Origin of the sequence: Veillonella sp. ICM51a (genome assembly GCF_000524355.1) — a bacterium.
GTDB lineage: Bacteria > Bacillota > Negativicutes > Veillonellales > Veillonellaceae > Veillonella > Veillonella atypica.
In genome coordinates this window covers 97,217-111,706 of the sequence record NZ_JAPX01000023.1, presented here as the reverse complement: position 1 = coordinate 111,706, position 14,490 = coordinate 97,217, and the positions used below count along the sequence as shown (strand labels likewise).

The following is a 14,490-nucleotide window of genomic DNA, read 5'->3' as shown; positions in this document are numbered from 1 at the left end:
TATGATTATTACTACTTCACAAAAAGCGTCTTCAGCGATAAAAGAAGAAACAAAAGAATTAGCTAAATCATTAGATTTAGTATATCTAAATCGTCAAAAGAGACCTATTTCTGAACTACTATTAGAGGATACACCTATTGCGGTTGTTTCTAAGAATCAATTGACAATTCATTTTAACGAAGAACAGGAACATAGATTTCATTTATCCATGGCTCAATTGCGTATTTTACGCTTACAACGCGGAGATGATGACCACCTTGTAAACGCTATAGAATTGTTAACAACTGAATCATCTAATTCCATATCTATAGTTGATTGTACACTAGGCCTTGGCAGTGATAGTATTATCATGTCCTATGCATTCCCTAATGCACATATTATAGGATTAGAAGCGTCATATCCTATATGGCTATCTACATGGTTTGGATTGAAACATTATACTCATGAGGATATGACTGTAACAAATGCACTACGTCGTATTGATGCTCGTCATGATAATTTTGAAAGCTTTTTACAGGGGCTACCTAACGATAGTGTAGATATATTATATTTTGACCCTATGTTTGAAGTTCCTATTGAAGAAAGTCCTCAATTTAAACCGTTGCGTGGGCATACTTCGGAAGGTAGAATCACAGATTCTGTGATTCAGGACGCTAGGCGCGTTTGTCGATTAGGTTTTATTATTAAAGAACGACCGTTTAGTTCTGTATTTAAAGATTTCCCACCATCCACATGGGTGGGCGGCAAGTATAGTCGTATAGGATATGGTGTTTACAGTAATAAGGGGTTACAATGGAAAAATTAATAACAATTGTAGGTCCTACAGCTGTAGGTAAGACTGACTTAACATTAGCATTGGCTAAAGGCTATAATGGCGAAGTGATTTCTGGTGATGCATATCAGGTATATAAACATTTAAATATTGGTACTGCAAAGCCGACAACAGATGAATTAGCTACTATACCTCAACATCTCATAAACATTTTAGAACCTGACGATGATTACAGTGTTTCTATCTTTCAACAACAAGCTAAATCATTAATAAATCAATTAAATGACAATCATGTTGTACCAATCTTATCTGGTGGCACTGGTTTATATGTTCAGTCTTTGTTAGAAAACTATAATTTTAATGATATAAAGCCTAATACAAAATTAAGAATCGAATTAGATGAGTTATATACTGAATATGGCGTAGATGGATTACGTGAGTACGCTCAGAATTTGGCAGAAAAAGGTGGCATAGAAATTAAATATACCGATAAACATCGGTTGTACCGTGCTATTGAATTGATGACTGCTGGTGATTATAAATCGTTAATAAAGCAAACAAAAGAGGGTTTATCCTATAAAGGCCCAGTTATTGGATTACAACGAGAACGTAGTGATTTATATGATCGAATCAATCGTCGCGTAGAAATTATGTTTGAAAAAGGTCTAGTGAATGAAGTTAAACAATTACTAAAAAATGGAGTAAATCCAAATTGTCAGGCTTTTAAAGGTATTGGCTATAAAGAGGTTGTTCAGTATTTAGAAGGATTAATCAGTTATGACGCATGTGTAGATTTAATTCAGAAAAATACGCGTCACTTTGCAAAACGACAAATTACGTGGTATAAACGTATGCCGTACATAGAATGGATTACCATAGACTCACAAACAACAGAAGCCGAAATTTATGGTATGGCTTGTAATATAATTGACTCAAGTTTTTAATAGATAAAGGATAGAGAATGACATTAGAAGAAATACGTAGTAAAGCCCTTGAAATGGCTGAACCACAATTTAAAAAGTTTGAACCTATTGCATTAGCAAATACGAAAAAGGTATTAGAAGCATTTAAAGAGTGTCAAGTATCTGACTATCATTTTACAGGCACAACCGGTTATGGTTATAACGATGTAGGCCGTGAAAAATTAGATGAAGTATTTGCCTATGTATTCAAAGGCGAAAAGGCTCTCGTGCGCCCACATTTTGTATCGGGTACTCACGCATTAGCCACTACACTGATGGCTATTATGGGAAATGGCTCTAAAGGAACTGAATTTATCTATGCCGTTGGAGCTCCTTATGATACCATGCAATCCGTTATAGGCTATACTCGTCCTGTTAAGAGTTCATTGATTGAAAAAGGTTTTACCTATACAGAAGTGCCCCTTAACAATAACACCTATGATTTGGACGCTATAGGACAGGCTGTTAATTCCAATACACGTGTCGTCGTTATCCAACGTTCACGTGGGTATAGTACTCGTGAGCCATTGTCGATTGCGGATATTAAAGCGATCGTTGATGTTGTGAAAGCTAAGAATCCGGAAACCATTTGCTTTGTAGATAATTGCTACGGTGAATTTACAGAGCTTCAAGAGCCATTAGAGGCCGGTGCTGATATCATGGCAGGTTCTCTCATCAAAAATGCTGGCGGTGGTTTAGCACCAACCGGTGGCTATATCGTGGGCCGTGAGGATTTAGTTGAAGATGCGTCATACCAATTGACGGCTCCAGGGCTTGGTGATCATATGGGTTCCTATGCTCCTGGCTATCGTCTATTCTTCCAAGGCTTATTTATGGCCCCTCATGTAGTATTACAAGCCCTTAAAGGAGCTGTATATACAGCTGCAGTAGGTGAATTACTTGGATATGAAGTATTTCCTAAGGTAGATGCAGCGCGTTATGATTTGATTCAAGCCATCAATTTAAAAAATGGCGAGGAAATGGAGCATTTCTGTGTAGGTATGCAAGCTTACTCTCCTGTAGATGCGCATGTGCATCCAATTCCTGGGGATATGCCTGGTTATGAAGATAAAATTATCATGGCTGGCGGTACCTTTGTACAAGGGTCATCTATTGAGCTTAGTGCCGATGGTCCTGTGCGCCCTCCATATACAATCTTCATGCAAGGTGGTCTTGTATTCGAACATTCTATGCTCGGCATTTTAGGGGCGGCAGAGGAATTATTAAAACATAGATAATAATTAGAATCTCTTTCTTTGATGGGAAGAGATTCTTTTGTTTCAAATCTTTTCAATATACCTCGTTCTAGGCTATAATATAAGTTGCTATAATTTCATAGCAATACTACTCGGACTTTTACACCGAACTAGTGTTTTACACGTCAGGCTTTCACCCTGATTAGTTTTATGATCAAGAGATCATTAAAAGGAGAAAGTATGGAAAAAGTTATCGCTGTAGCTATGAGTGGCGGCGTAGACAGTTCTTTGACTGCTGCAATGCTACTAAAACAAGGCTATAAAGTATTTGGTATTACCCTATGGCTATGGGTGAGTGGGACACCGTATGATGAGGTGCCTCTTGCCGTAACAGATGCTAAGAAAATGTGTGATTTTCTTGGTATCGAGCATCATGTTATCGATGCTCGCGATGTATTCTACGAGAATGTAGTAGATTATTTCGTGAAAGAATATGCTTATGGGCGCACACCAAATCCTTGTGTATTCTGTAATAAAAATATTAAATTTGATTTAATGCTTAATCGGGCATTAGAACTAGGTGCTACACATATGGTAACCGGTCACTATGCACAGGTTAATTATAATGAAGACACTGGTTTATATGAATTGCATAAAGGTGTTGACCCAACTAAAGATCAAAGCTATGTTATGTATAATATGAATCAACGTATTTTGAGTCATCTTATGTTCCCATTGGGTGGCCAATGTAAAACAGAAACACGTAAATTAGCTGCTGAATATGATTTGCCAGTAGCTAAGAAACCAGACAGTGTAGATATTTGTTTCTTACCGCATGGTAATTATCAAAAACTCGTAGTAGAAGAAATGAAAACCAAACCAAAATCTGGTAATATTGTTACTGAAGATGGTGAAATATTAGGAAAGCATACGGGTTTATTCAATTACACGATTGGTCAACGTAAAGGACTAGGCATTGCTTATAAACACCCTTTATATGTTATTGGCTTTAATGGTGAACGCAATGAAGTTATTGTAGGACCTAATGAACGACTTTTTACAAATCGTATGATTTGTAAGTTTTATAATTTCTTAGATGATACAATCCATAAAGAGTTAAAGGCGGAAGGTAAAATTCGTTACGCAGCCAACCCATCGCCTTGTACGGCACGTATCTTAGACGACGATACGATGGAGGTTATCTTTGATGAACCACAACGGGCTATTACACCAGGTCAGTCCGTAGCCTTTTATAATGGCACTCAATTATTAGGAGGTGCTGTTATCGATCGCGTATGTTAGAAAGGAGAATACAAGTTCCTTGAACTTGTTCATATAGTATGTCAACGAAAAAAATTAGAAACTTCTGTATTATAGCTCATATCGACCATGGTAAATCTACCATCGCTGATAGATTAATTGAATATACTGGTACTCTACAAAAACGGGAAATGGAAGCTCAAGTATTAGATTCCATGGATTTAGAACGTGAACGTGGTATTACTATTAAAGCGCAATCCGTTCGTATTTTGTATAAGGCTCAAGATGGTGAAGAATACATTTTGAACCTTATTGATACGCCGGGCCATGTGGATTTCAGCTATGAAGTATCTCGTTCTCTTGCAGCTTGTGAAGGGGCATTACTCGTTGTAGATGCTGCACAAGGTGTAGAAGCGCAAACGTTGGCAAACGTGTATCTCGCTTTAGAACATGATCTTGAGATTATTCCTGTTATCAACAAAATTGATTTGCCTTCTGCCGATCCTGATCGGGTTAAACATGAAATTGAAGATATCATTGGTTTAGACGCATCAGAAGCAGTATTATGTTCTGCTAAATCTGGTATTGGCATTCCAGATATTTTAGAAGCCATTGTAAATAAGGTGCCTGCACCACCAGATAAATCTGATGAACCAACAAGAGCGTTGATTTTTGATAGCCGCTTTGATGCTTATAAAGGTGCTATTGCTTATGTGCGCGTACAAGAAGGTACTATTAAGGCAAAAGATACCATTCGTATGATGCATGATAATAAGGATTTTGATGTAACTGAGCTCGGTATCTTCACACCAAATCTTGTGCCTGTCCAAGAATTACCATGTGGTTCTGTAGGTTGTATTGCAGCAAGTATTAAGAATGTAGCTGACTGTCACGTAGGTGATACGGTAACATTAGCTGATAATCCTGCACCTGAACCATTACCAGGTTACCGCAAGGCTGTATCTATGGTATATTGTGGTCTCTACCCTACAGAGTCTAAAGACTACGAAAATCTTCGTGATGCATTAGAAAAATTACAGCTTAATGATGCTGCCTTAGAATATGAAGCAGAAACATCCTTGGCTCTTGGCTTTGGTTTCCGTTGTGGTTTCTTAGGCTTACTACATATGGATGTTATTCAAGAGCGCTTAGAGCGTGAATATAATCTAACACTTATCACTACGGCTCCATCTGTTAACTACAAGGTATATAAAACAAATGGGGAAATGCTAGAAGTGGATAATCCTGCTAAGTTACCACCTCCAACGGAAATCGATTATATTGAAGAACCATATGTTAAGGCTACGACCATTGTACCTAAGGATTTTGTTGGTACTATTATGGAATTGTCTCAAGATAAACGTGGCGAATATCAATCCATGGAATACTTGGATGAAACGCGTGTATCCGTTGTATATCACTTACCATTAAGCGAAATCATTTATGATTACTTTGATAAATTAAAATCTGCTACAAAGGGGTATGCATCTCTTGATTATGAATTGATTGGTTATAAACAATCTCCAATGGTTAAGATGGATATCTTGTTAAATGGAGAACCTGTAGATGCATTATCTATCATCGTTCATAAGGATCGCGCTGCTACACGTGGTCGTGCATTAGCTGAGAAATTAAAAGAATTAATTCCTCGTCAAATGTTTGAAATTCCTATTCAAGCAGCAGTAGGCACAAAAATTGTAGCTCGTGAAACTGTAAAAGCTTGGCGTAAAGACGTTTTAGCAAAATGTTATGGTGGCGATATTTCTCGTAAACGTAAACTCTTAGAAAAACAAAAGGCCGGTAAGAAACGCATGAAAGCTGTAGGTTCTGTAGAGATTCCACAAGAAGCATTTATGGCAATTTTAAAGGTAGAAGATTAATATGAAAACAAATCGTAACGATTTGTTTGTACAGCGGGATATGGGGATATACATCCATATCCCGTTTTGCAAACAAAAATGTATATATTGTGACTTTCCAGCGTATCAAAATTTAGAGGAATATTACGATACATATCTGTATGCCTTGGTTCAAGAAATGACTATGTTCGGTGATGCATATCCTAAATCTCGTACTAAACTTGTAGACACTGTTTATTTTGGAGGCGGTACACCGACGGAATTATCCTTATTACAGTTAGAACAAATTTTGAATACCATTAAAACTAACTATAACGTATCTCCTGATTGTCAGTTTACCATCGAATCAAATCCTGGAGAGGTAGATCAGGCTTATTTAAAGGGGCTGCATAAGTTAGGATTCTCTCGTATCAGTTTTGGGGTTCAAACTTTTAATGATACATCTCTAGTAAGTTTACATAGAAGTCACAATCGTGAGGATGCTATACATGCAGTTCAATGGGCTTTTAAGGAAGGATTTCAAGATATTAATATCGATTTAATATATGGATTACCGAATCAAACAACTGATGAAATTAATAAAAATTTAGATATTGTTAGTACATTGCCTATTAATCATATTTCTACCTATGGTTTACAAGTAGAAAAAGGAACACGATTATATCATTTGGTCGATAAAGGAGTCATTTCTTTACCTGATGAATCAACAGAGGATACGATGTATGACATGATGATGCAAGGGATTCAAGATTTGGGATTTGAGCGTTATGAAATATCCAATTTTGCGAAAGATAAAGCCTATAGTAAACATAATCTAAAATATTGGCAATATTGTGATTATTTAGGTTTTGGTGCTGGTGCTCATTCATTTTTTGATAGTGTAAGAAGAGCTAATAATCGCAATGTCATGCCTTATGCTAGAAAAATAGACTGCTTTGAATTTCCTGTTGTAGATGAGGAAGTTATCGATTCCAAAAGAGCTAGAGAAGATTATTGTTTTTTAAGCTTGCGAACCAAGTGGGGAATCAATACAGTCGATTTTGCTGACAGATTTAATATACGATTAGAAGATATATATGGCTCTATTTTAGATAATTTAATTGAAAAGAATTTAATTATACAAGATGGCGACTTATATTATCTTACGCCAGAAGGTGCTAAGCATGGAAATTATGTGTTTAGTCAATTCATAAAACAGTAAGATTTCTCATAGTTTCTCAATAAGTAACATGTTAGAATAAATAGGATGATGATGAATATGCATGCTTATTTAGGAGGAAAGATGAAGACATCTGTTATAATACATGGATTACATAATGAATTTTCTTTGGACCAAATGAAAGCATGTATATCATTAGCTGAAAAATACGGTGGTTCCTTTAGACATGTGGTGACTGGTATACAAATTACAGGTATTGATAAGGATGATAAAGAGGCTTTGATTGCTGAGTTACCTGATGGGGTTACTACGGTTATTCATAGAGGTGTCAATTCATTAATTGCCTGTGTAGGTAAAGGAAAATGTAAAAACGGTCAGATGGAGACTGCTGAATTAGCAGATTATATAGAACGTAAACATTATGGTCGTAAAACAAGTCACAAATGTAAAATAGGAATTAGTGGTTGTGGTCGTAATTGTCCTGATTCTATGGTTAAAGATATTGCCTTTATTGGTACATCTCAAGGATTTATGCTCGCCGTAGGTGGTAATACTGGTATGCGCCCTGAAGCAGGGAAAATACTAATGCGTAAATTATCTGTTGAACAAGCAAAGAAGGCTGCTGATATACTGATCGATTGGTATGCAGAAAATGGGGAACCAAAGGAACGGATGGGGAAATTGTTAGAACGTCTTGGCAATCCATTAGAAAATAAAACTTTATAATTTAACAATAGCTCCTAGTGATAAATTGACTAGGAGCTATTTATATTTCTATAAAACCTTATAAATATAGATAGGCCTTGTCTTTTTGACTATTTTTCCATATCTATTTGGTTGTCTTTTTGACCTATTATTCTGTGAAATCACATTGTCTTTTTGACTAAACTTGATTTTATTAGGTTTTTAAGGATAAATTTACTTGACATTTTATTTTGGTATGGTAATATTATACATGCGATTAGCACTCGAATATTTTGAGTGCTAACAAGTGAGGTGTCATTATGGATGAAAGAAAACAACGCATCTTACGAGCGATTATAGAGGATTATGTAAAATCTGCTGAGCCTGTTGGTTCTAGGACGATTGCTAAAAATTATAACTTAGGTATTAGTCCTGCCACGGTGCGAAACGAAATGGCTGATCTTGAGGACTTAGGCTATTTAGAAAAACCTCATACATCAGCTGGTAGAATACCATCGTCAAAAGGCTATCGCTTATACGTTGATTCTATGATGCATCAAGGTCCAATGGAGAATGAGGATGTGAAACAAATCCATTCTATATGGAATGATCCGCAGCTTTCTGGCAATGAAATGTTATTACATATGGCTCGATTAGTTTCTCAAATCAGTCATAGTATGAGCTTATTATTAGCCCCTGGACATGATCAAGCAATGTTAAAATATATACATATTTTACCTCTTGATGCTCACCAAGCTGTTATGGTTGTAATAACTGCAACCGGTGCACTTGATAATGAATTGATGTATTTTACATCACCAGTGAAAGCTGATGAATTACAACGATTAGCTATACAATTTAGCAATGCCGTTCAAAATAAGCTTTTACGTGATATTACATCGGCTCAAATAAGTGCAATTATCGCACACATAGACGGTTCAAAATCCGTATCATTACAAATCGGAGAAACCTTATTAAGGGCCATCACAAAGCGACGTTTATTTTATTCCGTTGGTACTACTGAGTTGTTACGACAACCGGAATTTAAAACGGTTGAAAAGGTACAGCCTGTACTTTCATTATTAGAAGAACAACAAGAATTAGGTCACATATTGCAAGATAATTCAAACAAACTAATTAAGATTAAGATTGGTTCAGAAAATCAAATGGAAGCATTAAGTGATATGAGTCTTATTCAAACTGATTTTTCTCAAGATAATAATCAACTTGGTACATTGGCTATATTGGGCCCTACGCGAATGGAATATAGTCGAATTATTAATATGCTTTCCTATATGAAACATTTAATGGAAACGATGGCAAGAAATCAAACATAGAAAGGATAAGGCATGTCTGAAGAAAAAATTAAACAAGATGTGGTAGACGAAGAAATTTCTGAGCCTACAGAAGCAACGAAGGCACAATCGGAAGCGCAAAATGCTGAAGAGTCTGTAGTTGATGCAAGTGAGGTGTTAGAAGAATTAAAAGCCGATTTTGATAATCGTTATAAACGCTTACAAGCGGATTTTGAAAATTTTAAACGCCGTACTAATCAAGAAAAAGAACAGTTGGCAGGCTTTGTTAAGGGCGATGTCCTAAAAGATTTGCTACCTGTATTAGATAATTTTGAGCGAGCTATACAAGCCCCTGCAGAAGGGGATACAAAGGTATTCCTTGATGGATTTATCATGATTCATCAAAACTTGATGGCTATGTTGTCTAAGCATGGTTTAGCTGTTATCGATGCAGTTGGTAAACCATTTGATCCAAATTTCCATCAAGCAATTATGCGCGTACCATCAGATGAATATGAATCTGATACGGTATGTGAAGTACTGCAAACTGGCTATACTGTGGATGGTCGTTGTATTCGACCAGCAATGGTTAAGGTTGTTGAATAGATTATAAGTATTAGGAGGTCATATATTATGGCAAAGGTAATTGGTATTGATTTAGGGACTACAAACTCTTGTGTTGCTGTTATGGAAGGCGGCGAACCTACGGTTATTACAAACCAAGAAGGTGCACGTACAACTCCTTCCGTAGTTGGTTTTGCAAAAAATGGCGAACGTTTAGTTGGTCAATTGGCTAAACGTCAAGCTGTATCCAATCCAGAAAACACAATTATTTCTATTAAACGTCATATGGGTTCTGACTACAAAGTAACTGTAGAAGGTAAATCTTATACACCTCAAGAAATTTCTGCAATGATTCTTCAAAAAATTAAAGCTGACGCAGAAGCTTATTTGGGCGAACCTGTAAAACAAGCTGTTATTACTGTTCCAGCATACTTTACAGATGCTCAACGTCAAGCTACAAAAGACGCTGGTTCTATTGCAGGGCTTGAAGTACTTCGTATCATCAATGAACCAACAGCTGCAGCTCTTGCATATGGTGTAGATAAAGACGAAGATGGTAAAGTTCTTGTATTTGACCTTGGTGGTGGTACATTTGACGTATCCATCCTAGAACTTGGCGATGGCGTATTCGAAGTATTGGCAACATCTGGTAATAACCACCTTGGTGGCGATGATTTCGACCAACGCATTATGAACTACCTTATTGAAGAATTCAAAAAAGAAACTGGTATCGATTTATCCAATGATAAATTAGCTGATCAACGTTTAAAAGAAGCTGCTGAAAAAGCTAAAATTGAATTGTCTGGCGTAGCTAGCACAAATATCAACTTACCATTTATCACAGCTGATGCTACTGGTCCTAAACATTTGGATGTAACATTGACTCGTGCTAAATTTGAAGAATTAACTGCTGATTTGGTACAAGCTACTATTGAACCTACTCGTAAAGCTATGAGCGATGCTGGCTTATCTGCATCTGATATCGATAAAGTATTGTTAGTTGGTGGTTCCAGCCGTATCCCAGCTGTCCAAGAAGCTATTAAAAAAGTATTGGGTAAAGAACCAACTAAAAACGTTAACCCAGATGAATGTGTAGCTATTGGTGCTGCTATTCAAGGTGGCGTATTAGTAGGTGAAGTTAAAGACGTATTGTTACTTGATGTAACTCCATTGTCTCTAGGTATCGAAACAATGGGCGGTGTATTCACTCGTATCATTGATCGTAACACTACAATTCCTACATCTAAATCTCAAGTATTCTCCACTGCAGCAGATAACCAACCATCTGTAGACATCCATGTATTGCAAGGTGAACGTGAATTCGCAGCGGACAATAAAACATTGGGCCGTTTCAACTTGGATGGTATCCCAGCTGCTCCTCGTGGGGTTCCTCAAATCGAAGTAACTTTCGACATCGATGCTAATGGTATCGTACATGTAAAAGCTAAAGATTTGGGTACTCAAAAAGAACAAAAAATTACAATCACTTCTTCTAGCGGCTTGAAAGAAGACGAAATTGAACGCATGGTTAAAGAAGCAGAAGCTCATGCAGCAGAAGATAAAGCTAGAAAAGAAGAATTAGATGTTAAAAATAATGCAGATTCTTTAGTATACCAAGCTGAAAAAGCTTTGAAAGACCTTGAAGGTAAAGGCGATGCTGCATTATTGAAAGATGTTGAAGAAGCTAAGGACAAATTGAAAAAATCCATCGAAGCTGGCAACATTGAAGATATCAAAAAAGATAGTGAAGCTTTGGAACAACCTTTGCACAAATTAGCTGAACAAATGTATGCTGCTGCACAACAAGCACAACAAGCTGCTGGTGATGCTAAACAAGGTGAACAAACAAAAGCTGACGATAATGTAGTTGATGCTGATTACACTGTAGTTGATGACGATAAGAAATAAGAAGGGTTGGTAACTAATGGCACGAGATTATTATGACATCTTAGGGGTCAGCAAAAATGCAACCCAAGATGAAATTAAAAAAGCCTTCCGTAAAAAGGCTCGCCAATACCATCCAGATGTAAATAAAGATAATCCAAAGGAAGCAGAAGCAAAGTTTAAAGAAGCTAACGAAGCTTACGAAGTATTGTCTGATGAAACTAAAAAAGCTCAATATGACCAATTCGGCCACGACGCCTTCAAACAAGGAGGCGGCGCTGGGGCCGGTGGTTTCCAAGGTGGCTTTGGCGGTTTCGGCGGTCAAGCTGGTGGCTTCAGTGATATCTTTGGTGATTTCTTTGGTGGCATGTTTGGTGGTGGACACCAACAACATGGTCCTCAAAAAGGCAATGATCTTCGTGAAGACATAGATATATCCTTTGAGGATGCTGCCTTTGGTAAATCAATGGCAATCAATATTCAACGTCATGAAGAATGTAATCATTGTCACGGTACCGGCGGTGAACCTGGGTCTAAAGTTGATACATGTCCTAATTGTCACGGCTCTGGTCAAGAGGTTGTGATTCAAAATACACCATTTGGTCGTATGCAATCTGCTCGTACTTGTTCTCGTTGTCATGGCTCTGGTAAGGTCATTGAAAAACCATGTTCCAAATGTCGTGGATCTGGTGAAATCTTAGTAAAACGAAAAATCGATATTAAGATTCCAGCTGGTGTAGATAACGGATCTCGTCTACGCGTTTCAAATGAAGGTGAACCGGGTATATTAGGTGGTCCAAAAGGCGACCTATACGTTTATATTTACGTACGCCCTCACAAAGAATTTGAACGAAATGGCAATGATGTTATCAGTCGTGTTACAATTAGCTTTGCACAAGCTGCATTAGGAGCGACTATACAAGTGAATACCTTAGATGGTAAAGTAGAATTGAAGATCCCAGAAGGCACTCAAACGGGAACTGCATTCAGACTTAAGGGCAAAGGTATTCCTTATTTACGCAATCCAAAACAACGTGGTGATCAACACGTAGTCGTTACGGTTCAAACACCTAAAAAATTAACTGAAACACAACGTGAATTATTACTTCGATTTGCCAAAGAAGGCAATGAAGATGTGAATAACTTACAAGTTAGTAAGAGTTTATTCGAGAAAATCAAGGATCGTTTAACTAAATGAACAGCTCTGATGCGTGAATGGTTTGTTCCTGCGCATCAATAGTAAAGGAGCATTTATGCAATGGATAGAAATATCTATTGTCTGCGAAAGAGTAGCCACCGATGAGGTGACTACTCTTTTTGGCGATTATGCAGACAATGGAATTATAGAAGAAGATGTAGATAATCAACCGAATTTAGTACAATTAACGCTTTATGCTGATGCATCATTAGATCCTAACACGATTAAGTCTGATATAAAGGGGCGTCTTAACGAAAGCAATATCGAAATCACATCAATAGATGCACATATATTAGATGAATCTACGTGGCTTAATTCTTGGCAACAGTATATAGAACCTACAGAAATACTACCTAATTTAATAATCAAACCTGCATGGCAAGAATATGATAATGAACAGAATAAAACTATTATCGAAATCGATTCAGATATATCATTTGGTACTGGTTCTCATGAAACTACGAGAACTTGTGCAGAACTTTTACAGGCCTATAGTAAATCCATGAATTTAGATTCTGTTACTTGTTTAGATATTGGGACTGGGACAGGCATTCTGTTGTTAGTAGCTGCTCATTTGGGTATAAAACATCTTGTAGGTATCGATATAGAAGAATATGCAGCTAAACAGGCAAGAATTAATTGTGATAATAATCATGTCGTAGCTGATATCATTTGTGGTAATTTAGATACTGATTTTAAGGGTACCGCTCAATTGATTTTAGCGAATTTAACAGTAGATCCTTTAAAAATTTTATTGCCACAAATTGGTAAAAAACTTGATGATAAAGGTATTCTCATCATTAGTGGTATTATTGATGATCGGTATGATGAGATTATGCCTTATATTAATAAAGAGTGGCATATTATTGAGGAGCGCATTGCTGGACCTTGGCATACATTTGCGCTGGAAAAACGATGAAAAAGATATTTATTTCTACACCATTAGATGAATCCATTGTATTACCTAAAGATGTGACTCATCATATATTACATGTATTTCGCCATAATATAGAGAAACCAATTACTGTCACAGGTAGCGATAACCGTTGTGGTATCTATCAGATTAATGATGAGATAAATGGCTTAGCACAAGCTAGTCTTATAGAATACATTGATTCTCCTACATCTATGCATAGAACCATATTAGTACAATCTTATTTAAAAGGTGAAAAATTAGAATGGGTTTTACAAAAAGCTACAGAGCTTAATGTTGATACCGTATATCTTGTACCTACATCGAACTGTGTTGCTAAGTACGATGCAAAAAAATTACAGTCAAAATATAGTCGTTGGGAAAAGATTATGTTAGAAGCTTCTCAACAATGCGGGCGCACACAGCTACCTACGCTCGTTGTGGGTGAGCCCCTTTCGAATGTATTAGACATCGAATCTGAATCTTTAAAGTTGGTTGCCTATGAAAATGAAGCGGGCTATACCATAAAAGATGCTTTAAAGGCTATTAATAGTGATTCAACTAATAGGGATATTTTAATTTGTATTGGCCCTGAAGGGGGCTTTCAAGAGAAAGAAATCAATGATATTATAGAATGTGGTGGACAATCAGTTACATTAGGTCATACTATATTACGTGCTGAAACGGCTGCGATTGCTGCATTATCGATGGTTCACTATGAATTAGAACTATAAAATACTATAT

13 protein-coding genes are annotated in these 14,490 nt (G+C 36.8%); all 13 read left to right on the top strand.

The genetic code is table 11. From position 1 onward, the window contains the following. The first annotated feature begins 1 nt into the window (after window position 1). The 13 genes from HMPREF1504_RS03640 (at window position 2) to HMPREF1504_RS03580 (ending at window position 14,480) form a co-directional block, all read left to right on the top strand. Window positions 2-805 carry a class I SAM-dependent methyltransferase gene (locus HMPREF1504_RS03640; RefSeq protein ID WP_038123515.1) on the top strand — a complete coding sequence of 268 codons (804 nt, stop codon included), beginning with the start codon at window positions 2-4 and terminating at the stop codon, window positions 803-805. Next, entirely contained in the window at window positions 793-1,716 is a 924-nt protein-coding gene (gene miaA, locus HMPREF1504_RS03635) for a tRNA (adenosine(37)-N6)-dimethylallyltransferase MiaA (RefSeq protein ID WP_038123513.1), read from the top strand. The genes HMPREF1504_RS03640 and miaA overlap by 13 nt, the downstream gene beginning before the upstream one ends. A gap of 17 nt (window positions 1,717-1,733) precedes the next feature. Beyond that, window positions 1,734-2,972, top strand: coding sequence for a methionine gamma-lyase family protein (locus HMPREF1504_RS03630; protein WP_038123511.1), 1,239 nt, complete (start codon window positions 1,734-1,736; stop codon window positions 2,970-2,972). Between the two features lie 198 nt (window positions 2,973-3,170). Further along, complete coding sequence (gene mnmA / locus HMPREF1504_RS03625) at window positions 3,171-4,232, top strand: tRNA 2-thiouridine(34) synthase MnmA (protein WP_038123508.1); 1,062 nt, start codon at window positions 3,171-3,173, stop codon at window positions 4,230-4,232. Window positions 4,233-4,270: 38 nt separating this feature from the next. Beyond that, the gene (gene lepA, locus HMPREF1504_RS03620) at window positions 4,271-6,070 is read left to right on the top strand and encodes a translation elongation factor 4 (protein WP_038123505.1); all 1,800 of its coding nucleotides are present in this window, start codon (window positions 4,271-4,273) and stop codon (window positions 6,068-6,070) included. A 1-nt stretch (window position 6,071) separates the two neighbouring features. Next, window positions 6,072-7,250 (top strand): radical SAM family heme chaperone HemW, encoded by a 1,179-nt coding sequence (gene hemW / locus HMPREF1504_RS03615; RefSeq protein ID WP_038123504.1) that lies wholly within the window; start codon window positions 6,072-6,074, stop codon window positions 7,248-7,250. A gap of 81 nt (window positions 7,251-7,331) precedes the next feature. Continuing rightward, entirely contained in the window at window positions 7,332-7,934 is a 603-nt protein-coding gene (locus HMPREF1504_RS03610) for a nitrite and sulphite reductase 4Fe-4S domain protein (RefSeq protein WP_005379020.1), read from the top strand. Window positions 7,935-8,212: 278 nt separating this feature from the next. After that, a complete protein-coding gene (gene hrcA / locus HMPREF1504_RS03605; RefSeq protein WP_038123502.1) occupies window positions 8,213-9,229 on the top strand; it encodes a heat-inducible transcriptional repressor HrcA in 1,017 nt (338 codons plus the stop codon). Window positions 9,230-9,241: 12 nt separating this feature from the next. Then, entirely contained in the window at window positions 9,242-9,793 is a 552-nt protein-coding gene (grpE, locus tag HMPREF1504_RS03600) for a nucleotide exchange factor GrpE (protein WP_038123500.1), read from the top strand. A gap of 27 nt (window positions 9,794-9,820) precedes the next feature. Next, window positions 9,821-11,659, top strand: a complete 1,839-nt coding sequence (dnaK, locus tag HMPREF1504_RS03595; protein ID WP_038123498.1) for a molecular chaperone DnaK — start codon at window positions 9,821-9,823, stop codon at window positions 11,657-11,659. A 16-nt stretch (window positions 11,660-11,675) separates the two neighbouring features. Next, window positions 11,676-12,833, top strand: a complete 1,158-nt coding sequence (gene dnaJ / locus HMPREF1504_RS03590; protein ID WP_005383294.1) for a molecular chaperone DnaJ — start codon at window positions 11,676-11,678, stop codon at window positions 12,831-12,833. Window positions 12,834-12,888: 55 nt separating this feature from the next. Continuing rightward, the gene (locus HMPREF1504_RS03585; protein WP_009661238.1) at window positions 12,889-13,752 is read left to right on the top strand and encodes a 50S ribosomal protein L11 methyltransferase; all 864 of its coding nucleotides are present in this window, start codon (window positions 12,889-12,891) and stop codon (window positions 13,750-13,752) included. Then, window positions 13,749-14,480, top strand: coding sequence for a 16S rRNA (uracil(1498)-N(3))-methyltransferase (locus HMPREF1504_RS03580; protein ID WP_038123496.1), 732 nt, complete (start codon window positions 13,749-13,751; stop codon window positions 14,478-14,480). The genes HMPREF1504_RS03585 and HMPREF1504_RS03580 overlap by 4 nt, the downstream gene beginning before the upstream one ends. The last annotated feature ends 10 nt before the right edge of the window (window positions 14,481-14,490 follow it).